We start from the raw sequence: 23,744 nt of genomic DNA, 5'->3' as shown, positions 1-23,744 counted from the left end.
ACCGATGAGCGACATTTTTTCGGGGTCACTCGCTGCCTTCGCGCTGACCTCGCTCGTCATCGAGATGACGCCGGGGCCGAACATGGCCTATCTTGCGGCGCTGTCGCTGTCGCAAGGCATCCGCGCCGGGCTCGCCGCCGTCGGCGGCGTCGCGCTCGGACTCTCCGTTTATGGCGCGGTGGCGGCGCTCGGTCTCAGCGCGGCGATCGACAATTCGCCGCTGCTCTATGAGGTGCTGCGCTGGGGCGGTGTCATTTATCTGCTGTGGCTCGCCTGGGAGGCGTGGGCGAGCGAGGCGGAGACCGCCCCCGAAAAAGCCGGCAATCCCGATATCCGAGCCGGACAGGCGTTTCGTCGCGGCCTCATCACCAATTTGCTCAATCCGAAGGCGGCGGTGTTCTACGTCGCGGTGCTCCCGGACTTCGTTCAGGTCGGCAAGGGATCGATCGTGACGCAGACGCTTGGGCTGTCGGCGCTCTATGTCGGCATCGCCACGCTGGTCCATCTCGTTATCGTGCTGCTGGCCTCGCGCTTGCAAAACGTGGTCCAGACACCTGACAAGCGCAAAACCATCCGGCGGGTGCTGGCGGTGGCGCTTGCCGCCATCGCTGTGTGGTTCGCCTTCAGCACCGCCCGCTGATGGCGCCGCATTGAACTGTTGATGGGCGCGCGGAAAAGTGGTTCACCCTTCCGATCGTCGCTAGATTACCGTCACCCTTTCGAGCCCTGTCCGTGTCCCAACCCGCCTCCCGCACCCGCCTTGCCGAGATCATCCGCACCCGCTCGTTCGGGCGCGGCGAAATCACGCTGGCGTCGGGGCGCAAGAGCGATTTCTACTTCAACCTGAAGCCGACCATGCTCGACCCCGAGGGCGCGGCGCTGCTCGCGGAACTGAGCTTCGAGGCGCTCAAGGAAGACGGACTCGACTATATCGGCGGGCTGGAGATGGGCGCGGTGCCCCTCGCCGGCGCCATCGCACAGTTGTCGTGGCTGAAGCATCAGCCGATCGCCGCGTTCTTCGTACGCAAGAAGCCGAAAGAGCATGGCGCTCGGCTGGCGGTGGAAGGTCTTGCCAAAGACGAGAGCCTCAAGGGCAAGCGCGTCGTCATCGTCGAAGACGTCACCACCACCGGCGGCTCCGCCATCAAGGCGGTGGAGTCCGTGCGCGAGGCCGGCGGCGAGATCGTGCTGGTCTTCACCATGGTGGACCGCGAGGAGGGCGCTGCGGAAACCTTCGCGCAAGCCGGCGTGCCATTCCGCGCGCTGTACAAGGCGAGCGAATTCCTCAACCGGTAACTGCTTCGGACTCCATCAAGAACACAACCGGAACGCACGCCTGCGGCGGCGCTGCAGCGCGTTTACCACGTTCCCGACTCGGAACGTTTCCCGCTCCGTGATATTGAATCATATTCTGCCGTCCCCCGGCCCGTCGCGTATGGAGTTTGTCCGATGGCCCCGCGTGCGAACTGGAAAGGCTTTTTGCGCCTTTCGCTCGTGACCTGTCCGGTCGCCCTGTTTCCGGCGACGTCGGAGTCCGAGAAGGTCAGCTTCAACCAGATCAATCGCAAGACCGGCCACCGCATCAAATATCAGAAAGTCGACGCCGAGACCGGCGAAGACGTCGACAGCGAGGACATCGTCAAGGGCTACAAGGTCGACAGCGACACCTATCTCGAGGTCACCAAGGACGAACTCGACAACATCGCACTGGAGTCCACCCACACCATCGAGATCGACCAGTTCGTGCCCCGCGCCGAGATCGACGACCTCTATATCGTGAGGCCGTATTATCTGGTGCCCGACGGCAAGATCGGACATGACGCCTATGCGGTGATCCGCGACACCATCAAGGCGACGGGCAAGGTCGCACTGGCGCGGGTGGTGCTCACCAACCGCGAGCACGTCATCGCGCTTGAAGCGCGCGACAACGGGCTGGTCGGCCTGCTGCTGCGCTACGCTTACGAGGTGCGCGACGCATCGGATTATTTCGACGACATCAAGGACGTGAAAATCACCAAGGACATGCTCGATCTCGCGCGGCACATCGTCGAGCAGAAATCCGGTCACTTCAAACCGGATTCGTTCGAGGATCACTATGAGGCCGCCCTGCAGAACCTGATCGAGCAGAAGCAGGCCGGTCGGCCGATCGCCAAAGCGAAGATCAAGACCGAAGGCAATGTCATCAACCTGATGGACGCGTTACGGCAGAGTTTGAAGGGCGGCAAATCCGCACCGGCCGCAACCGACAAGCCGGCGTCGGCGAAAGGCAGGAAGCCCAAAAAGCGCATCGAAGGCCAGCGCGAGATGCTGTTTCCGATCGAGGGCAAGAAGGCGGCAAAGGAGTCCAAGCGGGAGCCCGCGAAGCGTCCGGCCAGGACGCGCGGCGCGAACAAGACGCCAGCCGCGAAACGCAAGGCCGGTTAGCGGGATGAGGAAAAGTGTGTAACGGTTTTCCGCCCGCATCCCGCTCCAAAATATTGGGCTCGATCACGCTCATGATTTTGGTTCGATCCAAAATCATCGTGATTTAACCGGCACGCGCCGATGCGCAAGCTGATCGCCTTCGACGACGAGACCATGACGGCGCTGACGCGTCTCGGTCGGGATCGCATGGCGACGATACAGGATCTGGCCGACGAAGCTTTCGCCGATCTTTTGAAAAAACATGACGTCCCGATCGACCTCAAGGACGCGCTACGCAAGAGCGCGGGCGTAAGACGCAAAAAATCGTAACGTCGCGGCACCCGCAAGCGTTTCCGGGCGTTGCACATCGGATGATCCAACTGGAACGACGCCGTGCCCTCCCGAAAGCTCAGCACCTACATCCAGAAGCGCGACTTCTCGAAGACCACAGAGCCGAGCGGCAAAGCGCGCGTCGCGGCTTCAAACCAACGGCGCTTCGTGATCCAGAAGCACGCCGCCACGCGGCTGCATTACGATTTTCGTCTCGAATATGACGGCGTGTTCAAGTCCTGGGCCGTGACGCGCGGCCCCTCCCTTGATCCGGGCGAGAAGCGGCTGGCAGTGGAGGTCGAGGATCATCCGCTCGACTACGGCGACTTCGAGGGCACCATCCCCAAGGGCCAGTATGGCGGCGGCACCGTGGAGATCTGGGACCGCGGCTACTGGTACGCCGACGACCCGGCGAAAGGTCTCGCCAAGGGCGACCTCAAATTCGCGCTGATGGGTGAGAAGCTCAAGGGCGAGTGGGTGCTGGTGCGCATGAAGCATGACCGCAGCGGCGGCAAGCGCACCAACTGGCTGCTGATCAAGCACCGCGACGACTATGCCAAACCCGGCAGCGGCGAGGACGTGCTGAAGCAGGACCGCTCGGTCGCGTCGGGCCGCACGCTCGAACAGATCGCGCAAGGCAAGGGCAAGGCGCCGGAGCCTTTCATGATGACCGCGCGGACCGCCGGCTCCGATGCGGTCTGGAATTCCAACAAAGGCATTGCAGCAGAAGCGCGGGCGACAAAGACAAGCGCCAAACCGGCTTCAACCCGCAAGCGAGCGCCGAAAAAAGCCACGACACGAGCGAGCAAGACACGAGCGAGCCAAGCACAAACGCACAAGACCCGCGCCATCAAGGACGATATGCCCGACTTCACCGGATTTCAGCTATGCGAAATTTCGGCGCGTCCGCCAACGGCGGAAGGCTGGGTGCACGAGATCAAGTTCGACGGTTACCGCATCCAGATGCGGATCGAGAGCGGCGAGGTGACACTCAAAACCCGCAAGGGGCTCGACTGGACCGAGAAGTTTTCCGCCATCGCAAAAGCCGCCGCGAAGTTGCCCGACGCCATCATCGACGGCGAGATCGTCGCACTCGACAGCAAGGGCCATCCGGACTTTTCCGCGATGCAGGCCGCGCTGTCCGATGGCAAGACGGACAACCTCGTGTTCTTCGCTTTCGACCTGCTGTTCGCCGGGGGCGAGGATCTGCGTCCCCTGCCGCTGCTCGCGCGCAAGGAACGGCTTCGCAAATTGCTCGGGCGCTCGGCGCAATCGAGCCGCTCGCCGATCCGCTACGTCGAGCATTTCGACGCGGACGGCGAACAGATGCTCGCATCGGCTCGCAAGTCCGGCCTCGAAGGCATTATCTCAAAGCAAGCGGATGCGCCCTATCGCGCCGGCCGAGGTGGAAGCTGGCTCAAGGTCAAGAGCCGCCCCGGCCATGAAGTCGTGATCGGCGGCTGGAAAACAACGGGCGGAAAATTCCGCTCGCTGATGGCCGGAGTCTATGAAGGCGACCGCCTCGTCTATACCGGCATCGTCGGCACCGGCTACGGCCGCGACACCGTGAAGCGCATCATGCCGGCTTTAAAGGCCGCTGCTGCCTCGAAAAGTCCGTTCTCCGGCAAGAATGCCCCCTCCGGCGGGCGTGAGGTGCACTGGCTCAAGCCGGAGCTCGTCGCCGAGATCGAATTCGCGGGCTGGACCAATGACGGCATGGTCCGGCAGGCTGCTTTCAAGGGCTTGCGCGCAGACAAGCCGGCCGGCGAGGTCAAGGCCGAGATGCCGGTCCGCACCGCGGTGCCCAAGCTCGATGCAAGGGCCGCGGCCGCAGTGCGCACGGAGACCACCACCTCGCGCCAGCCACGCGCATCTTCGGCGCGGGACCGCGCGGCGGTCATGGGCGTTGCGATCTCGCACCCGGACAAGGCGCTATGGCCCGATGCCGGGGACAAACAGCCAGTCACAAAACGGGATCTTGCCGAATACATGGAAACCATCGGCGATTGGATGATGCCACACATTCAAGGGCGGCCCTGTTCGATCGTCCGCGCTCCCGACGGCATCGATGGCGAAACCTTCTTCCAGCGTCATGCCATGCCAGGCATGTCGGACCTCGTCACCCAGGCAAAAGTGTATGGCGACCGTAAGCCTTATCTTCAGATCGATCGCGTCGAAGGCCTAATCGCGGTGGCGCAAATCGGTGGACTCGAACTGCATCCGTGGAATTGCGCGCCCGATCAATACGCCGTGCCGGGACGACTGGTGTTCGATCTCGATCCGGCGCCGGGCGTCGCATTCTCCGATGTGATCGCGACGGCAAAGCAGATGAAGCAGCGCCTTGAGGCGCTCGGACTTGAAACGTTCTGCAAGACCACCGGCGGCAAGGGTCTGCACGTGGTCACGCCACTTGCCACCGCCAAAAAGGAAACGCTAACCTGGAAACAGGCCAAGATGTTCGCGCAGGCCGTCTGCGAACAAATGGCGGCAGACGAACCCGACAAATATCTCATCAACATGTCGAAGAAGCAGCGCGAGGGCAAAATCTTTCTGGATTATCTTCGCAACGACACCAAGTCGACCGCTGTCGCGCCGCTGTCGCCACGTGCGCGCCCCGGCGCGACCGTGTCGATGCCGCTGAACTGGTCGCAGGTGAAAGCCGGCCTCGATCCCAAACGTTTCACGCTCCGCACCGCCGTTGACCTCCTGAAGAAAAGCAAGGCGTGGTCGGGTTACGACGAGGCGGCCCGCCCGCTGCAGGCCGCGATCGCTAAGCTGCTCCGATGACGGACGTCGGCGACGGAAGATTCGCAAAGGTCGCGCTGCTCGGCGTTCCCATCGACATGGGCGCCTCGCAACGCGGCACCTTGATGGGCCCGGCGGCGTTGCGCACGGCGGGCATCAAGCCGGTGCTGGAAAACCTCGGCATCGAGGTGACCGATCATGGCGATGTCTCGGTCGCTCAGGCGGTGCCGGCGACCGACCAGATTCCCGCAAACGCCAACCACTACCGGGACATCCAGGCATGGGTCCGAGCACTCAGCCCGCGCGCTTATGATGTGGCGAAATCCGGCGCGATACCGATCTTTCTCGGCGGCGACCACAGCCTGTCGATGGGTTCGGTCAACGGCGTCGCGCGCTATTGGCATGAACGGGGCCGCGAGTTGTTCGTGCTCTGGCTCGACGCCCATGCCGACTACAACACGCCGCTAACGACGATGACCGCGAACATGCATGGCATGTCCGCCGCCTTCCTGTGCGGCGAGCCCGGACTCGACGGCCTGCTCGGCGCGGAGCCGCGCGCATCGATCACATCAGCGCATCTCGACCTGTTTGGCATCCATTCGATCGACCCGCTCGAGAAGAAGCTGGTGCATGACCGCCACATCGCCATCGCCGACATGCGCGAGATCGACGAATTCGGGGTGGCGGTGCTGATCCGCCGCGTCATCGACCGGGTCAGAGCGCGCAACGGCGTGTTGCACGTCAGCTTCGATCTCGATGTTCTTGATCCAGCGGTGGCGCCCGGTGTCGGCACCACCGTTCCCGGCGGCGCGACCTATCGCGAGGCGCATCTCATCATGGAGCTGTTGCACGATTCCGGGCTGGTCCGTTCCGTCGATATCGTCGAACTTAACCCGTTTCTGGACGAGCGCGGACGCACTGCGCGGGTCGCGGTCGAATTGATCGCGAGCCTGTTCGGGCAGCAGATCATCGACCGCCCTACTCCCAGCAATACCTTGGGTGGAAGCTGACTCTCACTGTTTATCCATGCGCATTGTTTATCCATGCGGCGTCCGCCGCGGATGTTCATGCGAGCGCGGTCGTGACCGCGCGCCCGACGGCCGCCATCACCGCATCTTGCCGCTCCGCCGGAGCAGCCGCGCCGGTGAGATAGGCCGTTATGACGAACGGCGCGCGGTCCGGCGGCCAGATCACGGCGACGTCATTCGCCGTTCCCTGCTCGCCCGTTCCGGTCTTGTCGCCGACGCGCCAGCCGGCCGGTAATCCGGCGCGCAGACGCTTGCTACCGGTCATATTGGCTGCGAGCCAGCCGATGAGTTGCGTGCGGGACTTCGTCGACAACACGTTGCCCAGCGCCAGCGCGCGCAGGTCAGAGGCCATCGCATCCGGCGACGTCGTATCGCGTGGATCGTCAGGCGCCGCCTCGTTGAGTTCGGTCTCGATGCGATCGAGGCGGGTCACGTCGTCGCCCAGCGACCGAACGAAGGCGGTCAGGCCCTGCGGGCCGCCGATGCTTGCAAGCAGCAGATTGCCGGCGGTGTTGTCGCTGAGCGTCATGGCGGCCTCGCACAATTCGGCGACGGTCATGCCGATCGGACCGACACGCTTCTGCGTTTCAGGCGAATGCGCCACGAGATCAGCGTCGGTGAAATAAATCCGCCGCACGAGGCTTTCCTTCCCTGCATCGACGCTGTGAAGAACGGCGCCCGACACCAGCACCTTGAAGGTGCTGCACATCGGAAATCGCTCGTTCACCCGATGACCAACGCACTGGCCGGTGCCTGTATCGAGCAGGGCGACACCCAGCCGTCCGCTGCTTTCGGTCTCCAGCCGCTTCAATTCGTCGACAAACCTCTTTTCCAGTACCGCAGCCGCCCGGGCTGCGCAGCCCATGACGACGAGGCCGGCCAGACCCGTACCCGTCGCGCGCAACAACTGTCGTCTGCCGATCATTTTGAAGCATCCTCATGTTCCGCCGCCCCGAGACTGCCGGAAGGCACCGCGGCGACGCCTCCGTAGCTTAACCTCTTGCTGATCGAGCATGGCACTTTCTTTTCGGGGTCATGCTCTAATAGGAAGACTCGGGATTAAAAAAGGCGGCTACTGAGCCACCCTTTTTGGTTTCACAAAATTGATTGGCGGGGCTCTACTCCGCCGCGATCCTCACCTCGGGCGCCGCCGCCCTGACCTCCGCATCGACGTCATTTTCGAATCTGGCGAAGTTCTTCCGAAACATGCCGACCAGCGCGCGGGCGGTTTTGTCGAACTCGGCCTTGTCGGCCCAGGTCTTGATCGGATTGAGGATATGAGGCTCGACGCCCGGCACAGATGTTGGCACCGCAAACCCGAAATACCTGTCAGTCCGGCACTGGACATCCCGGAGCGAGCCGTTCAGCGCAGCACCGACCAGCGCGCGCGTGACCTTGATCGGCATGCGGCGGCCGGTGCCGTATTTGCCGCCGGTCCAGCCGGTATTGACCAGCCAGCAATCGACGCTGTGCTTCGCAATCAACTCGCGCAGCATGTTGCCGTAAACGCTGGGATCGCGCGGCAGGAAGGGTGAACCGAAGCAGGTCGAGAATTCAGGCTGCGGCTCGTCGCCCAGACCGCGCTCGGTCCCCGCCACTTTCGCGGTGTAACCGGAGAGGAAATGATACATCGCCTGCGCCGGCGTCAGCCTGGCGATCGGCGGCAGCACGCCGAAGGCGTCGGCAGCCAGCATGATCAGATTTTTCGGCTGACCCGCGCAGCCGGTCAAGGACGCGTTCGGAATGAATTCGAGCGGATAGGCCGAGCGGGTGTTCTCGGTCTTCGAGCCGTCATCGAAATCGGGCACGCGGGTGGATTCGTCGTGCACGACGTTTTCAAGCACCGCGCCGAAGCGGTTGGAGGCCGCATGAATTTCGGGCTCGGCCTCCTGCGACAGCTTGATGCATTTGGCATAGCATCCACCCTCGAAATTGAAGATGCCATCCCTGCTCCAGCCATGCTCGTCGTCGCCGATCAGCGTGCGCTTGGGATCGGCGGAAAGCGTGGTTTTTCCGGTACCCGAGAGGCCGAAGAAGATCGCGCTGTCGCCGCCCGCGCCGATATTGGCCGAACAGTGCATCGGCAGCACGCCTTTGTCCGGCAGCAGGTAGTTCAATGTGGTGAAAATGCTCTTCTTCATCTCCCCCGCATAACGGGACCCGCCGATCAGAATGATTCCGCGGGAAAGATCGAGCGCTACGACGTTTTCCGAGCGGACGCCGTGCCGTTTAGGATCGGCGCGAAAGCTCGGCAAGTCGATGACCGTGAGGTCGGGGGTAAATTCCACAAGCTCCGACGCGCTCGGCCGACGCAACAGCGTGCGGATAAACAGAGAATGCCATGCCAGTTCGGTGAAGACGCGGGTCTTGATGCGGAAGCTCGGGTCGGCGCCGCCGTAGAGATCCTGCGCGAAAAGCGTCATGTCTTCGACGTGCTTGAGGAAGTCGGCATACAGCGTCTCGAATTGCTCCGGCGTGATCGACTGGTTTCCATCCCACCAGACGTTCTGCTCGGTGGCTGCGTCGCGGACCGTGTATTTGTCCTGCGGGCTGCGGCCGGTGAACACACCGGTGTCCGCGCATAACGCACCGTCCGCGTTCACCATCGCTTCGCCGTTGCGAAGCGCGTGCTCGTAAAGTTGCGGCGCGCCGAAATTCCAGTACACGGCCTTGACGTTCTTCAGTCCGCTTTTCCCGGCGCCGAAGGCGTCGTTACGCACGCCTATTTCTCGCACGGAGAATTCCTCCTCGAACTCCGTATCATTGGCGCGGAAAGTGAAACCGCGCCTCTGCCACGATGCACTTAATATAACCGATCCGGCGTGGCTCCGGCGAACGGATATTGGTGAACGCCGGACGCCGCCAAGCCGATCCCCCGGCGTATCGATTTGTTCCGAAGCGGCTGACAGCGATCAAGGCTGGTTTGCGGCGCGAGCTTTTTCCGCCAGATCCTTCAAAACGACGCGAAGCTCGGTCGGCGTGACGATCCGCCGCGGAAAATCCAGCCGCAGCGCGTCATGACCATCGGCACTCATGTCCAGGCCATCGGGATCGCAGCCGGTGCAGCGCCAGTCGGCGGCCTTGGCGCCGAGCAATCGTGTCGCATAGAGATTCAGCGAGTCGCGATGATCGGCGTTCATATGATCGACCGCGCGCTGTTCGGCCTCAAGCAATTCGTCTGCGCCCTCAAGACTGGTCAGAATCTTTTCCGGTTTGAGATCCACGATCCGCCCGAAACCGGCTACCAGATGAACATTGGTCGGCCGAATCCGGAAAAAAGAGAAATCCTTGAAGTCCGCGAAAGACTCTGCGGACGGATGAACGTTCAGATACCGTCGGCGTAGCGTTGTCCTCAGCTCCCCGTCCGCCTCCTCGGCCGTTCCGCCGACCATGATCCGGGAACCTTCCAGCGGATCGCCCTCGGCGCGTTCGTCCAGCATCAGCGATACTCTGTGATCGGCGAGCAGGTTTTTCGTGTGCAGCGCCAGACGCGAAATGAGGAGAATTGGCGAGCCATCGTAATGACTTGCGACATTGACGAGCGAGCAATAGGGGTCCCCGCTGCCGGTCATCAGGGTTGCAAGCGCACCTTGCCGGCTTCGGCGCAGCAGCGATCGGGTAAGGTTGGCGGCGGTAAAATTGGCGGTCGGCTGCATGGCTTAAGTCCTCAATTCATTTGAAAAAACCGCCCTTTCGGGCTAAAATCAAAGGATCGAACAGGTACGGAACGGTGGCGTCCTTCGCGCGTTTTCCGGGAACTCGGTCACACTTCAGCCCAGCTTGCATTGCTCGTTGACTGCGTTCTTAAAGCCACTCCAAAGGCAGACGGTCGAATTGTTCGCCTCTCGCCATCCGCTTCGGAAAGCAGGCATATGCCCACAATCGCTTTGGTCGATGACGACCGCAACATTCTCACATCGGTCTCGATCGCGCTCGAAGCCGAAGGCTATCGCATCATGACCTACACCGACGGTGCGTCGGCACTCGACGGCTTCCGCACCAGTCAACCCGATCTCGCGATCCTCGACATCAAGATGCCGCGCATGGACGGAATGGAGACGCTGCGAAGGCTGCGTCAGAAATCCGACTTGCCCGTTATTTTCCTCACCTCCAAAGACGAAGAGATCGATGAATTGTTCGGTCTCAAGATGGGTGCCGACGACTTCATCCGCAAGCCGTTCTCGCAGCGGCTGCTCGTAGAACGCGTCAAGGCGGTGTTGCGCCGTGCTTGCCCGAAAGACCCGGCCGCGGCTCCCAAGGAGACCGACGCCAAGGCGCTGGACCGTGGTCTGCTGCGCATGGACCCGGAACGCCACACCTGCACCTGGAAGAACGAGCCTGTCACTTTGACCGTCACGGAATTCCTGATTCTGCAGGCGCTCGCGACACGTCCCGGCGTGGTCAAAAGCCGCAACGCGCTAATGGACGCCGCCTATGACGATCAGGTCTATGTCGACGACCGCACCATCGACAGCCACATCAAGCGGCTGCGTAAGAAGTTCAAGGTCGTCGACGACGATTTCGAGATGATCGAAACCCTCTACGGCGTGGGTTACCGTTTCAAGGAAACCTGATAAACTGCCGTTCCGGGATGTGCAGCCCCGCGAGCCGATTCATGCTCGGGGCAAGCCTTCCCGACGCGCGGTTCATATCCGAGGCAGGGCCACCGGCATGACCTCAACATCGGTCGGCATGGGCATCCTCCGCGTGAACGCGAAGTGGCGGGAATGACGATAGTGAAATGTGGGACCGATAACCGGGCAGTTTCAGTCTTTGCTTGATCGAACGCAGCCTGATCTCAATCCGGATACCACCGAGGACACCTCGCAGGTCCTGGTGACGGAGGCTCCTGCCGATCATGTCGAGCCGACGCCACGCTGGCAGCGGCCGCTGGAATGGCTGAGCCGCGCCGGGCAGTTTCTCTTCACGCTCAGTTTTTCGAGCCTGACCCGCCGCATCGTGTCGCTGAATCTCGCGGGTCTGATCGCACTGGCGGCCAGCATCCTGTATCTCTCGCAATTCCGCGCCGGACTGATCGATGCGCGCGCGCAAAGCCTGCTGGTGCAGGGCGAGATCATCGCAAGCGCCATCGCCGCTTCGGCGACGGTGGAAACCAACACCATCACCATCGACCCGGATCGCCTGCTCGATCTCAAGCCCGGCGAGAGCTACGGAGCGCCTGAGGAATTTTCCGGGCTGGATTTTCCGATCAATCCCGAGCGCGTCGCTCCCGTGCTGCGGCGGCTGATCTCGCCGACCAAGACGCGCGCGCGCATCTACGACCGCGACGGCGTGCTGATCCTCGACAGCCGTAGCCTTTTTCGTCGCGGCGACGTCATTCGTTTCGAACTGCCGCCACCGACCGAGGTCAAGCCGGGCTTCCTGGAGCGAACCACGATCGCGATCCGCACCTGGCTCAATCGCGGCGATCTTCCGCTTTACCGCGAACTCGGCCCCGAAAACGGCAACGGGTATCAGGAGGTCGCGCAATCGCTCAAGGGCGAGAAATCGAGCATGGTCCGGATCAACGATCGCGGCGAAATCATCGTCTCGGTGGCGGTTCCGGTGGAGCGGCCGCGCGCCACCATCTTCGGCTCGCTGATGCTGTCCACGCAGGGCGACGACATCGACCAGATGGTGACGGCGGAGCGGCTGGCGATTCTGAAAGTGTTCGGCGTCGCCGTGATGGTCATGATCGTGCTGTCGCTTCTGCTGGCCAGCACCATCGCGGGACCGGTGCGGCGGCTCGCCGACAGCGCGGAACGCGTTCGCCGCCGCATCAAGACGCGCATCGAAATCCCCGATTTTACTCGCCGCCGCGATGAAATCGGTCACCTGTCCGGCGCGCTGCGCGACATGACCGACGCGCTCTACAACCGCATCGAGGCGATCGAGACTTTCGCCGCCGACGTCTCCCACGAACTGAAAAACCCTCTCACCTCGCTGCGCTCCGCAGTGGAGACCCTGCCGCTTGCAAAAACCGAAGCCAGCCGCAGCCGCCTGCTCGAGGTGATCGAGCACGACGTGCGCCGGCTTGATCGGCTGATCTCCGACATATCCGACGCAAGCCGTCTCGATGCCGAATTGCAGCGCACAGACGTGGCCCCGGTCGATGTCCGACGCTTGCTGACCACGCTGACATCGGTCGCAAACGAAACCCGGCTTGGTCACGACGTCGGCGTCGACGTGCGCTTCGAGGGCAATCGGGCTGATACCTTCTCGGTCCCGGGGCACGACTCCAGGCTCGGCCAGGTCATCTCCAATCTCCTGACCAATGCGCAGTCTTTCTCGAAATCCGGCGGCCGCGTGCGCATCGTGTGCCGGCGACTGAAATCCGAAATCGAGATCGTGGTTGATGACGACGGACCGGGCATTCGTCCCGACGCGCTGGAGCGGGTGTTCGAACGCTTCTACACCGACCGACCGCACCAGGGTTTCGGCCAGAACTCCGGCCTCGGCCTGTCGATCTCCAAGCAGATCATCGAGGCGCATCGCGGGCGCATCTGGGCGGAAAACCGCCCTGGCCCGACCGACGCCCAGGGCGACACGCGGATCGCGGGCGCGCGCTTCGTGGTCCGCCTTCCCGCGACATGACCGTGTCGTCCGGTTCGACGATCCACGGCTCCGCAGTTCTGGTGGGAGATCGCGCCGTTCTGATCCGCGGGCCTTCCGGCGCCGGCAAGTCCCGCCTCGCCTTCGATCTCATGCTGGCCGGCGGTAGCGGCCTGATCCCGGCGGCGACGCTGATCGGCGACGATCGCCTTTGCCTGGAGCCGGTCCGCGACCATCTTGTCGTCAGGCCACCGCCCGAACTCGAGGGGCTGATCGAAATCCGCGGACTCGGCATTCGCCGCACCGCTTTTGTCGCAGAGGCTCCGGTCGGCCTGGTAATCGATCTTGCCGCGTCGGATGCCGAACGCCTCCCCCCGGCAAATGCGCTGCAAACAACGATATTAGGTGTCGAACTGGCTCGAATCCCGGTCGCGCCTGGCTTTTCGCCACTTCCGATGACCATCGCCGCGCTGACGACCATTCCGGGTTGCAGCGACACTCGCCTTACTGCTGATTGCCGGGGGAAATCTGGTAACCATATAAATCCCACTATAGCCACGAAGTAGACCATCGCGGCTCACGGAGCGACCGGTTTTCAGCGAAAAACCTGCCGCTCCCCCTTGCGTGAGGGCTCCGGATGGTCAAAGTGGCCCGTTCGTGCGGTGCACCAAGAGCACCCGCGAGGAGTTTTCAATGATTGGTCTGGTACTTGTGACCCACGGGCGCCTCGCCGATGAGTTCAAGGCGGCGCTCGAACATGTAATGGGCCCGCAAAAGCAAATCGAAGCCATCACCATCGGCGCCGAAGACGATGCCGATTTGTGCCGAGGCGATATCATCGAAGCCGTCAACCGTGTCGACAGCGGCGACGGTGTCGCTATTCTCACCGACATGTTCGGCGGTACGCCATCAAACCTCGCGATCTCCTGCATGAGTCGGCCCAAGGTCGAGGTGCTCGCGGGAATCAATCTTCCCATGCTCGTCAAGCTCGCCAAGGTGCGCGAGGAACGCACGCTGCCCGACGCCATCGCGATGGCGCAGGAGGCGGGGCGCAAATACGTGACGATCGCCAGCCGCGTGCTTGCCGGGAAATGACCGGGAAACCGGACGACGGAATCTCGTCGAACGATGCGCCGGCGACGGCGAGAACATCTGTGGCTCCGGGCGCGGTCTCCCGCGAAATTCCGATCGTCAACAAGCGCGGCCTGCATGCGAGGGCGTCCGCTAAATTCGTTCAGATGGTCGAGCGCTTTAATGCCGACGTCAGCGTGACGCGCAACGGCGAGACGGTCGGCGGCAATTCGATCATGGGGTTGATGATGCTGGCCGCCGGTATCGGAACAACGATCACGGTGTCCGCAACCGGCCCCGAAGCCAAAGCCGCGGTCGCCGCGATCGCCGAACTCATCGGCAACAAATTCAATGAGGACGAGTGACCGGCATCGGTCGCCAAGGCCGGTAGCGCGGAAATCTCCGGAATGCGCTTCTCGCACTTGACCCTTGCTTGCCCGCTGTGCGACCTGATGCTATCCCGCGCCCCATGACGACCTCCCCCATAGCCAACATCCGCAACTTCTCCATTGTCGCCCATATCGATCATGGAAAGTCGACGCTGGCCGACCGCCTGATCCAGATGACCGGCGGCCTGAGCGATCGTGAGATGGCGGGCAAGGAGCAGGTGCTCGACTCCATGGACATCGAGCGCGAGCGCGGCATCACCATCAAGGCGCAGACCGTGCGCCTGAAATACCGCGCCAAGGACGGCAAGGACTACGTCTTCAACCTGATGGATACGCCCGGCCACGTCGACTTCGCCTACGAGGTCTCGCGTTCGCTGGCCGCCTGCGAAGGCTCGCTGCTCGTGGTGGACGCGAGCCAGGGCGTCGAGGCGCAGACCCTCGCCAACGTCTATCAGGCACTCGACAATAACCACGAGATCGTGCCGGTCCTCAACAAGGTCGACCTGCCCGCCGCCGAACCCGACAAGGTGAAGCAGCAGATCGAGGACGTGATCGGCATCGACGCATCTGATGCGGTGATGATTTCGGCCAAGACCGGCCTCGGGGTCCCTGATGTGCTTGAGGCGATCGTCACCCGCCTGCCGCCGCCGCAGGGCGACCGCGACGCCACGCTGAAGGCACTTCTGGTCGATAGCTGGTACGACGTCTATCTGGGCGTCGTCGTTCTCGTCCGCATCGTCGACGGCGTCATGAAGAAGGGCAGCCGCATCCGGATGATGGGCACCAACGCGGCTTATGACGTCGAACGCGTCGGGTTCTTCACGCCGAAGATGCAGCAGGTGGAGGAACTCGGTCCCGGCGAGATCGGCTTCATCACCGCAGCCATCAAGGAGGTTGCCGACACCCGCGTCGGCGACACCATCACCGACGATCGCAAGCCGGTGACGGACATGCTGCCCGGCTTCAAGCCCGCAATTCCAGTGGTATTCTGCGGCCTGTTCCCGGTGGACGCCGACGATTTCGAGACGCTGCGCGCGGCGATGGGCAAGCTGCGTCTCAACGACGCAAGTTTTTCGTTCGAGATGGAAACCTCCGCCGCGCTCGGCTTCGGCTTCCGCTGCGGCTTTCTCGGCCTGTTGCATCTCGAGATCATCCAGGAACGCCTGCAGCGCGAGTTCGATCTCAACCTGATCGCGACCGCGCCGAGCGTCATCTACAGGATGAAGCTGACCGACGGCGGCGAGATCGAGATTCACAATCCGATCGACATGCCCGACGTGGTGAAGATCGCCGAGATCGAGGAGCCATGGATCGAGGCCACCATTCTGACCCCCGACGACTATCTCGGCAGCGTGCTGAAGCTCTGCCAGGATCGTCGCGGTGTACAGAAGGAACTCACCTACGTCGGCTCGCGCGCAATGGTGAAATACGATCTGCCCCTCAACGAAGTGGTGTTCGACTTCTACGACCGGCTCAAGTCCGTATCCAAAGGCTACGCCTCCTTCGACTATCACCTCACCGATTACAAGCCGGCCGATCTCGTGAAGATGCAGATCCTCGTCAACGGCGAGCCGGTCGATGCGCTGTCGATGCTGGTGCACCGGACCCGCGCCGAAGGCCGTGGCCGCGCCATGGTCGAGAAGATGAAGGAGCTGATCCCGCCGCACATGTTCCAGATTCCGATCCAGGCGGCGATCGGCGGCAAGGTGATCGCGCGCGAAACGGTGCGCGCGCTGCGCAAGGACGTCACCGCGAAATGCTACGGCGGCGACGTCAGCCGCAAACGCAAACTTCTGGAGAAGCAGAAGGAAGGCAAGAAAAAGATGCGGCAGTTCGGCAAGGTCGACATTCCGCAGGAAGCCTTCATCGCTGCGCTGAAGGTGGATAGCTGACGCTCGCATCGCCGCAGCCGATCGGCGTACGCGCCGGTTAAAGGAACCCTCGCAACGGCGGAGCGTTTCAACCCCACCGAAACGCAACCCGGAGAGGCGCCATGCCGCGCGGCGACAAATCGAGCTACACCAACAAGCAGAAGCGCAAGGCCGAGCACATCGAGGAAGGCTATGAAAAGCGCGGCGTAAAGAAGAAGGAAGCCGAGCGCCGGGCGTGGGCCACTGTGAACCGCGAAAGCAGCGGCGGCAAGAAGAGCGGATCGGGACGCGGCCGCAAGACCACGAAGGTCTCCTCCAAGCGCGGCGGCCGCATCGGCGGACCCCGCGGCGGCAAGGCTGCGGCTTCACGTTCGACAGCCGATCGGTCGCACTCAGCCAAGAAAGCGGCTGCGACCCGCAAACGCAATGCCGCGAAACGCTCCCCGGCAAAAGCAAAACGTTCTCCCGCCAAGAAAACCGCGCGCAAGCGCTAGCGGAGATAAAGTCAACAGCGCCTGTCCTTGCCGCTCTCCGGCCTTGATGCAAGCAAGCCGGCCGGCTAACGGCCGCTCCGGCGGGCAGCACGGCGGAACGACCGTTCGATTTGTGGCCGCGGCTCCGCGAAAGCGCTATAGAATCGCCGGTGATGAACGTTCGCGCGATTCTCTCCCTGCTTCTGGCGTCCGCCCTCGCTGTCCTGGGCGGCAGCGCGCCGGTGTCCGACGCTTTCGCGCAGGACAAGGGCACCCTGAACCCCAGACCGCTACCGCCATTGGCCAATCCGCACGATCCCGATCTTGCGGCCAAGCAATTGTTTGGCCGCAAGATGCTCCCGACCGCAGGCCCGCCGCACGTCATCGGTTTTTATGCGAAGGGCTGCATCGCCGGCGCCGAAGCGCTGCCGGTCACCGGGCCGACGTGGCAGGTGATGCGGTTGTCGCGCAATCGCAACTGGGCCCACCCCGCCATGGTCGCGTTGCTGGAGCGGCTGTCGGCCAAGGTGCACAGGGATGCCGGGTGGCCGGGACTTCTGATCGGGGACATGGCGCAGCCGCGCGGCGGGCCGATGATCACCGGCCACGCCAGCCACCAGATCGGGTTGGATGCCGACGTCTGGCTGACGCCGATGCCGAACCGGCTGCTGTCGCGCAACGAGCGCGAGGAGATGTCGGCCGTCATGATGGTGCGCCGTGACCGTCTCGACATCGATCCCCATGCCTGGACTCCAAGTCACCTCCGCGTCATCCGCGACGCAGCCAGGGAGCCGTCGGTCGAGCGTATTTTCGTCAATGCCGCGATCAAGAAGGCGCTGTGCCGCGAGGCCAGGGGCGACCGCAGCTGGCTCTCGAAAGTCCGACCCATGTACGGCCACGACTATCACTTCCATATCCGAATCAAATGTCCGCCCGGCAATCCGCAGTGCGAATCACAGACCCCGCCCGAGCCGACGGAAGGATGCACTGCCGGCGATCTGGCTTACTGGTTCAGCGATGCCGTGCTGCATCCCAAGCCGCCGAAAGTGCCGCCGAAGCCGAAGCCGCCGATCACGCTGGCCCAGTTGCCGCCGGATTGCGCCGAGGTCCTGGCCGCGCCGGCTGCCAGGCAATAGCAACTCCATTCTCGTTGAAACAGAAACGAGGCTCCAGGTTGCTGTTCTGGCTCGTTTCCTTGACGCCAACCGCTCCTCATCTTCAATTCGAGCCCGAGGACATGCCTGTTCGAAAATGCTACGATATCGAACGTCGCCGCACCGTAAGCGCTGGCGAGACTGCAGATCAGAGCGACTGATCCTCCTTTCCAACAGCAAACCCGCTTTCCCCAACGGCAAGCCTGCGCGCGCGACGTTGTGCCGCAGGGATCGTATCTGCGAAGGACTCAGGATGAGCATCAGCGAACGCAACCCGATCACCTCCGGCCTCACCGGTTTCTCACGAGGCCGTCAAAAACATGCCCGCCGCCAAGCCGACAGCTTGATGGAAGACTTCGGCTCCATGATTGCGGTGAACTGATATGAAACCGACGCTGTCGATTGCGCTGCTTCTGATCGCCGTAACGCCGGCCTTCGCAGCCGACCCCGAGGGATGCGACAAGTTCAAATGGCCAATGGACAAGGAAATCGCGCTCCTTACCGCGCCCTCCTTGCCGAAGCTGGCAGCCGGCGTGGAAACGCCTGCTCCGCCGGTCGCCGTCACGATGACGCTCAGTCCTATCGCCGAGGCAGTTCTGCCCAACCGCCGGAGCGCCAGCAGAAGCCGGACAGCTATGCCGGATTCGTTCGCACCAAGGTGACGTCCGCAGGACTCTACGTCGTGACGATATCGGAATACGGCTGGATCGATGTCCTTCAGAACGGCGCTTATCTCAAGTCGAACTCGTTCGGTGGAGTCACCGGCTGCGCCGGGGTCCGAAAAAGCGTGCGGTATGACCTTTCCGCAGGCCCGGTGATCATACAGGTCAGCGGCGCCGCCAAGGATACCATCAACCTCGCCCTTTCACCGGCCTCCCACTAAAAACCAACAGCCGCAGCCCTTTACGTATGGACTGCGGCTGTTATTGTCGGGCCAGCGATCTTTCCGGCTGGCCGTAAGCCGCCGGAAACTCCTGGAACGGCGCTTCCATTCGATCGTCTTGTCAATCCCTTGCACAACCTGCGCGGTCATTCGCGCCGGATCGATTTGGAGCGTCCCCATGAAGTTATTCGCCCGTTCATTGTTCGCGGCATTGCTGGTCGGTGCCTTCCTTGCGCCGGCCTCCGCCAAGGATGCCAAGCCCTCGGCCATGGCGCCCGCCGCGGCGCAGGACAAGACGCTGACCGTGTTCGCAGCGGCGTCAATGAAGAACGCGCTCGATGATGTCGACAAGGCATACACCGCCAAGACCGGCGTCAAGATCGTCGCGAGCTACGCGGCAAGCTCGGCGCTGGCCAAACAGATCGAACAGGGCGCGCCGGCCGATGTTTTCGTATCCGCCGATACGGCCTGGATGGATTACGTGAAGGACAAGAAAGCCATCAACGAACCAAGCCGCGTCAACCTGCTCGGCAACAGCATCGTGCTGATCGCACCGAAGGATTCGAAGATCGACAAGGTCACCATCGACCAGGGCTTCGATCTGGCCAAGCTCGCCGGCGACGGCAAGGTCGCGACCGGCGATGTCAAGGCCGTGCCGGTCGGCAAATATGCCAAGGCGGCGCTGGAAAAGCTCGGCGCATGGACCGCGGTCGAACCGAAAATGGCGATGGCGGAGAACGTCAGAGCGGCGCTTGCCTTGGTCGCGCGAAACGAAGCCGCGCTCGGCATCGTCTATTCCACCGATGCCAAGATCGAGCCGGGCGTGAAAATCGTCGCCACGTTCCCGGCGAACTCGCATCCGCCGATCGTCTATCCGGTGGCGGCGACCTCGACCGCTCATAAGGGCACGGACGATTACCTGGCCTTCCTGCGCAGTTCGGAAGCCAAGGCGATCTTCGAAAAGTACGGCTTTTCGTTCCTGGTCAGCCCCACGACCTGAACGGTCGCGATCATCGCGAGCCGACCGGCCTTGCGACCTCATGCAGCCCGGCGAAGCAATCCGGCGACCTCACGGCCGCATTGCTTCGTCGCTCAGGTCGGCTCGCGGATTCCTGAGCGATAGCGTTTCCGGGCGGACAGTTCTCGGATTCGCCCGCCGATCGAACGTCAAAATACAGTCCTGGAACTCCCGCTTCTGATTTCGTCAGAAGCGAGGCTCCCGGAGCGAATTGGTTTCCTCAGTTTCGTCTCAACCCCGTAGCGATAAAAATATTGCGGAACGCATGTTCGACATCTCGCCCCCCGAATGGACGGCGGTCCTGCTCTCACTCAGGGTAGGCCTGGTTGCGACACTGCTGGCGACGCCGATCGCCATCGCTCTGGCGTGGGCGCTGGCGCGATACGAGTTCTGGGGCAAATCGGTTGTCGATGCCGCCGTTCATCTGCCGCTCGTTCTGCCGCCTGTCGTAACCGGCTATCTGCTGCTTCTGACCTTCGGCAAACGTGGGCTGATCGGCGGCTGGCTCGCCGATCATCTGGGCATCGTTTTCGCGTTTCGCTGGACCGGGGCGGCGCTCGCCTGCGGCGTGATGTCGTTTCCGCTGCTGGTGCGGCCGATCCGGCTGTCGATCGAGGCCGTCGACCGACGGCTGGAGCAGGCCGCGAGCACGCTAGGGGCGTCGCCGTGGCAGGTCTTCGCTACCGTGACGCTGCCGCTGGCATTGCCCGGCATTCTGGCCGGCATGGTGCTGGGTTTTGCGAAAGCGATCGGCGAGTTCGGTGCGACCATTACATTCGTCTCCAACATTCCGGGAGAGACCCAGACGATTTCCTCGGCGATCTATTCGCTGATCCAGACGCCCGACGGCGATACGGCGGCGCTGCGGCTGGTGATCGTGTCGATCGTGATGTCCATGGCGGCGCTGGTCGCCTCCGAGGTGTTCGCGCGGCGCGCGACCCGGCGCCTGCACGGAAACTGACCATGCTGCATGTCGAGGTGTCGAAACAGCTTGGTGACTTCTCGGTCGAGGTCGCGTTTACGAGCGAAGGACGCGTCACCGGACTGTTCGGGGCGTCAGGCGCCGGCAAGACATCGCTGGTCAGCATGATCGCCGGGTTGCAGAAGCCCGATCGCGGCGTGATCTCCGTCGATGGCGAAGCGCTCGACGACACGACGAAGTCCCTCCATATCGCCGCGCATCAGCGTCGCATCGGCTATGTCTTCCAGGATGCGCGGCTGTTTCCGCATCTCGATGTGCGTCGGAACCTGGATTACGGACGCCGGATGAACCGCCTGACCCGCGATCCCGCGCAGGAAACGCGGCTCAACGACATGCTCAATATCGCTCACCTGCTGGATCGCCGCCCCGGCCAGCTTTCAGGCGGCGAGCGGCAGCGGGTTGCGCTCGGCCGCGCGCTGCTCTCACGCCCCCGGCTCCTGTTACTGGACGAACCCTTGGGATCGCTCGACGAGGACCGAAAGGCGGAAATCCTGCCCTACCTGATCCGGCTGCGCGACGAAGCCGGCGTGCCGATGGTCTATGTCAGCCACGATCCGGATGAACTGCGCCAGCTCGCCTCGCAGGTCGTGATGCTGAAGCGCGGACGGATCGCCGCATTCGGGGGGCCAGAAATTCTGCCCGCCTAATCTATAGCGTTTTCAAGCGCAGCATGCCCTCTGGCTCCCCCGGGGGATGCCGATCGGTTGCGTGAAAAAAACGCGTCAAAATTGTAAACCCCGCTTCTGATTCTTCGGAAGCGAAGGGGGACGCTAGAGCATGATCCGAAAAGTGGAAACCGGTTTTCGGAAAGGATCATGCTCAATCAAAAAGACAAGCGACGAGTCTGATTCAACGCGATTGAACAGACTCAATAGCGTTTTCGAGCGAAGTGGATACCGGTTCGCGTGAAGAAAACGCGTCAAATCAGGAATCTAGAGTCTTTCACTGTTTCCATGAAACGGTGAAAGACTCCAGCGGTCAAATCCTCGCAATCGACGACCAGGCTTTCGAGGCTTTCTGCCGGAGCGCCTCCGTCCGCGTCAGCGACGGCGGTTTCTCTTCGTCTTCGGGCAACCGGAGGCCGACAACGTTGACGCGGCCCTCGCTGATGTTGCGCGCGACAAGAACGATGGTATCGAGCGGCAAGGTCGCGCCATCCTTCGGAGCACGATCAAGATTGACGTCGAAGTAATCAGCCAGCGTCAATTGCGCGACCGCCGGATCGACGGAAATGCCGTAGATCTGCGCGATGTCCCCAAGGGTGATTTCGCCCGAGACCAGGAAGTCGCCGAGCAGATGCGGGTCCGGCGACGCCATCGGCTGCATCTCGACAAAGAAGCGATCGAGCGCCTCGGCCTTCTCCGGCGGCGCGAGCAGATAGAGGTAGTCTCCCGCCGCGATCGGCTCCGCTTCGGCCGGCGTCAGAATTTTCTCGTTACGGATCACGAGCGTCGGCTTCGACCAGGACGGAATCAGCCCGCGCCGGAGATAAAGGCTCTTCGGCCGCACCGGATAGCCGACCAACTGCTGCTCGAGCTGCCCCGGCAGATCGAGTTCGACGCGACGGGGGCCCCGTTCGGCGCGTGGCAACGCCACATGCAGCCGCCGCGCGGCCGCGGCGAGCGTCCAGCCCTGAAGCAACAGCGAGATGATCACCACCACGAACGCGACGTCGAAATACAGATAGGCCTTCGACAACCCGACCAGCATCGGGATCGAGGCTAGGAAGATCGCGACCGCGCCCCGCAGCCCGGTCCAGGCGATGAACAGCTTTTCCCGCCAGTTGAAGCGGAACGGCGCAAGGCAGAGGAACACCGCGAGCGGCCGCGCCACCAGCATCAGCACCAGCGCGACGAGCACCGCCGGCACGACGCTATCCAAAAGGCGCTGCGGCGAGACCAGCAAGCCCAGCAGCACGAACATCACGATCTGCGCCAGCCAGGTGGCGGCATCGAGAAAGGTCACGACGGAATTGTGGGCGCGGGTCGGACGGTTGCCGATGATGATTCCCGCGAGATAGACCGCGAGAAACCCGGAGGCGTGGAATATTTGCGCCACCCCGAAGATCACGAGCGCCGCGGTCGTGACGAACGGTGCGTGCAGCCCCTGGGGAAGCGCCACGCGGTTCAGCGCGGCGACCACGATCCGCCCGCCGATCAAACCCACGATAGCGCCGAGCATGGACTCCCGCAGGAACTCGAGCACCACATGCCAGACCGAGCTGTCGCCCACCGAGATCAGTTCCACCAGCATCAGCGTGAGGAACACCGCAAAGGGGTCGTTGGTGCCGGATTCCGCTTCCAGCGTGGCGCCGACGCGCGGACGCAGCCGCAGCCCTTGCGCATGCACCAGCAGGAATACCGCGGCCGCGTCGGTGGAGGCGACGACCGCGCCGATCAGCAGCGCCTCGGTCCAGTTGAGATCGAGCGCATATTTGGCGACCGGGGCGGTGACGAGTGCGGTCAGCAGCACGCCGAACGTGGCGAGCACCATCGAGGGCGCCAGGACCGTGCGGATGCTCTGGAATCGCGTCTTCAGACCGCCGTCGAACAGAATCAGGGCCAGCGCGGCCGACCCGACAAGATAGGTGTTCTGGACGTCGCTGAACGACAGGCCGCCGGGCCCGGAATCGCCCGCCAACATGCCGATGAACAGAAAGACCAGCAGCAACGGGGCGCCGAATCGCAGCGCCAACAGGCTCGACAGGATTCCGGCCATAACCAGAATCGCGCCGAGCAAGATCGCCAGACTGACCGAATCCAGAGATGCCATCAAAAGTCCGAAGCGGTAAACACTTGCATTTTCATCCTTATCGTCGCCGTCGCGTCACGCCAACCGATTTCTG

Annotated in this window: 24 protein-coding genes; 20 read left to right on the top strand and 4 right to left on the bottom strand. The window is 62.8% G+C overall.

The window, feature by feature from the left end; translation table 11 throughout:
* Positions 1–4 precede the first annotated feature (4 nt).
* From ACS3WB_RS13900 to rocF, 6 genes are all read left to right on the top strand, one after another.
* Positions 5–640 (top strand): LysE family translocator, encoded by a 636-nt coding sequence (locus ACS3WB_RS13900; protein ID WP_438276085.1) that lies wholly within the window; start codon positions 5–7, stop codon positions 638–640.
* Positions 641–732: 92 nt separating this feature from the next.
* Entirely contained in the window at positions 733–1,296 is a 564-nt protein-coding gene (gene pyrE, locus ACS3WB_RS13895; RefSeq protein WP_438276084.1) for an orotate phosphoribosyltransferase, read from the top strand.
* Positions 1,297–1,449: 153 nt separating this feature from the next.
* Positions 1,450–2,424 (top strand): Ku protein, encoded by a 975-nt coding sequence (locus tag ACS3WB_RS13890; RefSeq protein ID WP_438276083.1) that lies wholly within the window; start codon positions 1,450–1,452, stop codon positions 2,422–2,424.
* Between the two features lie 120 nt (positions 2,425–2,544).
* Positions 2,545–2,733, top strand: a complete 189-nt coding sequence (locus ACS3WB_RS13885) for a hypothetical protein (protein ID WP_438276082.1) — start codon at positions 2,545–2,547, stop codon at positions 2,731–2,733.
* Positions 2,734–2,796: 63 nt separating this feature from the next.
* A complete protein-coding gene (ligD, locus tag ACS3WB_RS13880) occupies positions 2,797–5,520 on the top strand; it encodes a DNA ligase D (protein ID WP_438276081.1) in 2,724 nt (907 codons plus the stop codon).
* Positions 5,517–6,488: an arginase gene (gene rocF / locus ACS3WB_RS13875; protein ID WP_438276080.1), complete on the top strand. Its 972-nt coding sequence runs from the start codon at positions 5,517–5,519 to the stop codon at positions 6,486–6,488. The genes ligD and rocF overlap by 4 nt, the downstream gene beginning before the upstream one ends.
* 55 nt (positions 6,489–6,543) lie before the next feature.
* Here rocF and bla read toward each other — a convergent pair whose 3' ends face one another.
* The 3 genes from bla to ACS3WB_RS13860 all read right to left on the bottom strand — a co-directional run bounded on the left by bla (position 6,544) and on the right by ACS3WB_RS13860 (position 10,162).
* A complete protein-coding gene (gene bla, locus ACS3WB_RS13870; protein WP_438276079.1) occupies positions 6,544–7,431 on the bottom strand; it encodes a class A beta-lactamase in 888 nt (295 codons plus the stop codon).
* A gap of 193 nt (positions 7,432–7,624) precedes the next feature.
* On the bottom strand, positions 7,625–9,241 hold the full coding sequence (locus ACS3WB_RS13865) for a phosphoenolpyruvate carboxykinase (RefSeq protein WP_438276078.1): 1,617 nt from the start codon (positions 9,239–9,241) through the stop codon (positions 7,625–7,627).
* Between the two features lie 177 nt (positions 9,242–9,418).
* The gene (locus ACS3WB_RS13860) at positions 9,419–10,162 is read right to left on the bottom strand and encodes a HugZ family protein (RefSeq protein WP_438276077.1); all 744 of its coding nucleotides are present in this window, start codon (positions 10,160–10,162) and stop codon (positions 9,419–9,421) included.
* Positions 10,163–10,378: 216 nt separating this feature from the next.
* Between ACS3WB_RS13860 and ACS3WB_RS13855 the strand changes: the two genes are divergently transcribed.
* From ACS3WB_RS13855 to modC, 14 genes are all read left to right on the top strand, one after another.
* Positions 10,379–11,080: a response regulator transcription factor gene (locus ACS3WB_RS13855; protein WP_292611076.1), complete on the top strand. Its 702-nt coding sequence runs from the start codon at positions 10,379–10,381 to the stop codon at positions 11,078–11,080.
* 199 nt (positions 11,081–11,279) lie between these two features.
* Entirely contained in the window at positions 11,280–13,100 is a 1,821-nt protein-coding gene (locus ACS3WB_RS13850; protein ID WP_438276076.1) for a stimulus-sensing domain-containing protein, read from the top strand.
* Positions 13,097–13,624, top strand: coding sequence for an HPr kinase/phosphorylase (locus ACS3WB_RS13845; protein ID WP_438276075.1), 528 nt, complete (start codon positions 13,097–13,099; stop codon positions 13,622–13,624). The genes ACS3WB_RS13850 and ACS3WB_RS13845 overlap by 4 nt, the downstream gene beginning before the upstream one ends.
* Before the next feature lie 127 nt (positions 13,625–13,751).
* Complete coding sequence (locus tag ACS3WB_RS13840) at positions 13,752–14,153, top strand: PTS sugar transporter subunit IIA (RefSeq protein WP_292611080.1); 402 nt, start codon at positions 13,752–13,754, stop codon at positions 14,151–14,153.
* Positions 14,150–14,494 carry an HPr family phosphocarrier protein gene (locus ACS3WB_RS13835; RefSeq protein WP_438276074.1) on the top strand — a complete coding sequence of 115 codons (345 nt, stop codon included), beginning with the start codon at positions 14,150–14,152 and terminating at the stop codon, positions 14,492–14,494. Before ACS3WB_RS13840 ends, ACS3WB_RS13835 begins: the two co-directional genes overlap by 4 nt.
* Positions 14,495–14,598: 104 nt before the next feature.
* Positions 14,599–16,410, top strand: a complete 1,812-nt coding sequence (gene lepA, locus ACS3WB_RS13830; RefSeq protein WP_438276073.1) for a translation elongation factor 4 — start codon at positions 14,599–14,601, stop codon at positions 16,408–16,410.
* A 101-nt stretch (positions 16,411–16,511) separates the two neighbouring features.
* The gene (locus ACS3WB_RS13825; RefSeq protein WP_438276072.1) at positions 16,512–16,883 is read left to right on the top strand and encodes a plasmid stabilization protein; all 372 of its coding nucleotides are present in this window, start codon (positions 16,512–16,514) and stop codon (positions 16,881–16,883) included.
* Positions 16,884–17,035: 152 nt separating this feature from the next.
* Positions 17,036–17,998 carry a penicillin-insensitive murein endopeptidase gene (mepA, locus tag ACS3WB_RS13820; protein ID WP_438276071.1) on the top strand — a complete coding sequence of 321 codons (963 nt, stop codon included), beginning with the start codon at positions 17,036–17,038 and terminating at the stop codon, positions 17,996–17,998.
* Between the two features lie 271 nt (positions 17,999–18,269).
* The gene (locus ACS3WB_RS13815) at positions 18,270–18,398 is read left to right on the top strand and encodes a hypothetical protein (RefSeq protein ID WP_438276070.1); all 129 of its coding nucleotides are present in this window, start codon (positions 18,270–18,272) and stop codon (positions 18,396–18,398) included.
* 1 nt (position 18,399) lies between these two features.
* On the top strand, positions 18,400–18,678 hold the full coding sequence (locus ACS3WB_RS13810; RefSeq protein ID WP_438276069.1) for a hypothetical protein: 279 nt from the start codon (positions 18,400–18,402) through the stop codon (positions 18,676–18,678).
* Positions 18,675–18,899 carry a hypothetical protein gene (locus ACS3WB_RS13805; RefSeq protein ID WP_438276068.1) on the top strand — a complete coding sequence of 75 codons (225 nt, stop codon included), beginning with the start codon at positions 18,675–18,677 and terminating at the stop codon, positions 18,897–18,899. The genes ACS3WB_RS13810 and ACS3WB_RS13805 overlap by 4 nt, the downstream gene beginning before the upstream one ends.
* Positions 18,900–19,077: 178 nt before the next feature.
* The gene (modA, locus tag ACS3WB_RS13800; protein ID WP_438276067.1) at positions 19,078–19,899 is read left to right on the top strand and encodes a molybdate ABC transporter substrate-binding protein; all 822 of its coding nucleotides are present in this window, start codon (positions 19,078–19,080) and stop codon (positions 19,897–19,899) included.
* A gap of 283 nt (positions 19,900–20,182) precedes the next feature.
* The gene (gene modB / locus ACS3WB_RS13795; protein WP_438276066.1) at positions 20,183–20,878 is read left to right on the top strand and encodes a molybdate ABC transporter permease subunit; all 696 of its coding nucleotides are present in this window, start codon (positions 20,183–20,185) and stop codon (positions 20,876–20,878) included.
* Positions 20,879–20,880: 2 nt separating this feature from the next.
* The gene (gene modC / locus ACS3WB_RS13790; protein WP_438276065.1) at positions 20,881–21,546 is read left to right on the top strand and encodes a molybdenum ABC transporter ATP-binding protein; all 666 of its coding nucleotides are present in this window, start codon (positions 20,881–20,883) and stop codon (positions 21,544–21,546) included.
* Positions 21,547–21,877: 331 nt separating this feature from the next.
* On the opposite strand, the gene ACS3WB_RS13785 is transcribed toward modC, so the two are convergent.
* Complete coding sequence (locus ACS3WB_RS13785; RefSeq protein WP_438276064.1) at positions 21,878–23,671, bottom strand: potassium/proton antiporter; 1,794 nt, start codon at positions 23,669–23,671, stop codon at positions 21,878–21,880.
* Between the last annotated feature and the right edge of the window lie 73 nt (positions 23,672–23,744).

The sequence above is a fragment of the Nitrobacter sp. genome (genome assembly GCF_051535215.1).
Lineage (GTDB): Bacteria > Pseudomonadota > Alphaproteobacteria > Rhizobiales > Xanthobacteraceae > Nitrobacter.
This window is presented reverse-complemented; position numbering and strand designations above follow the sequence as displayed.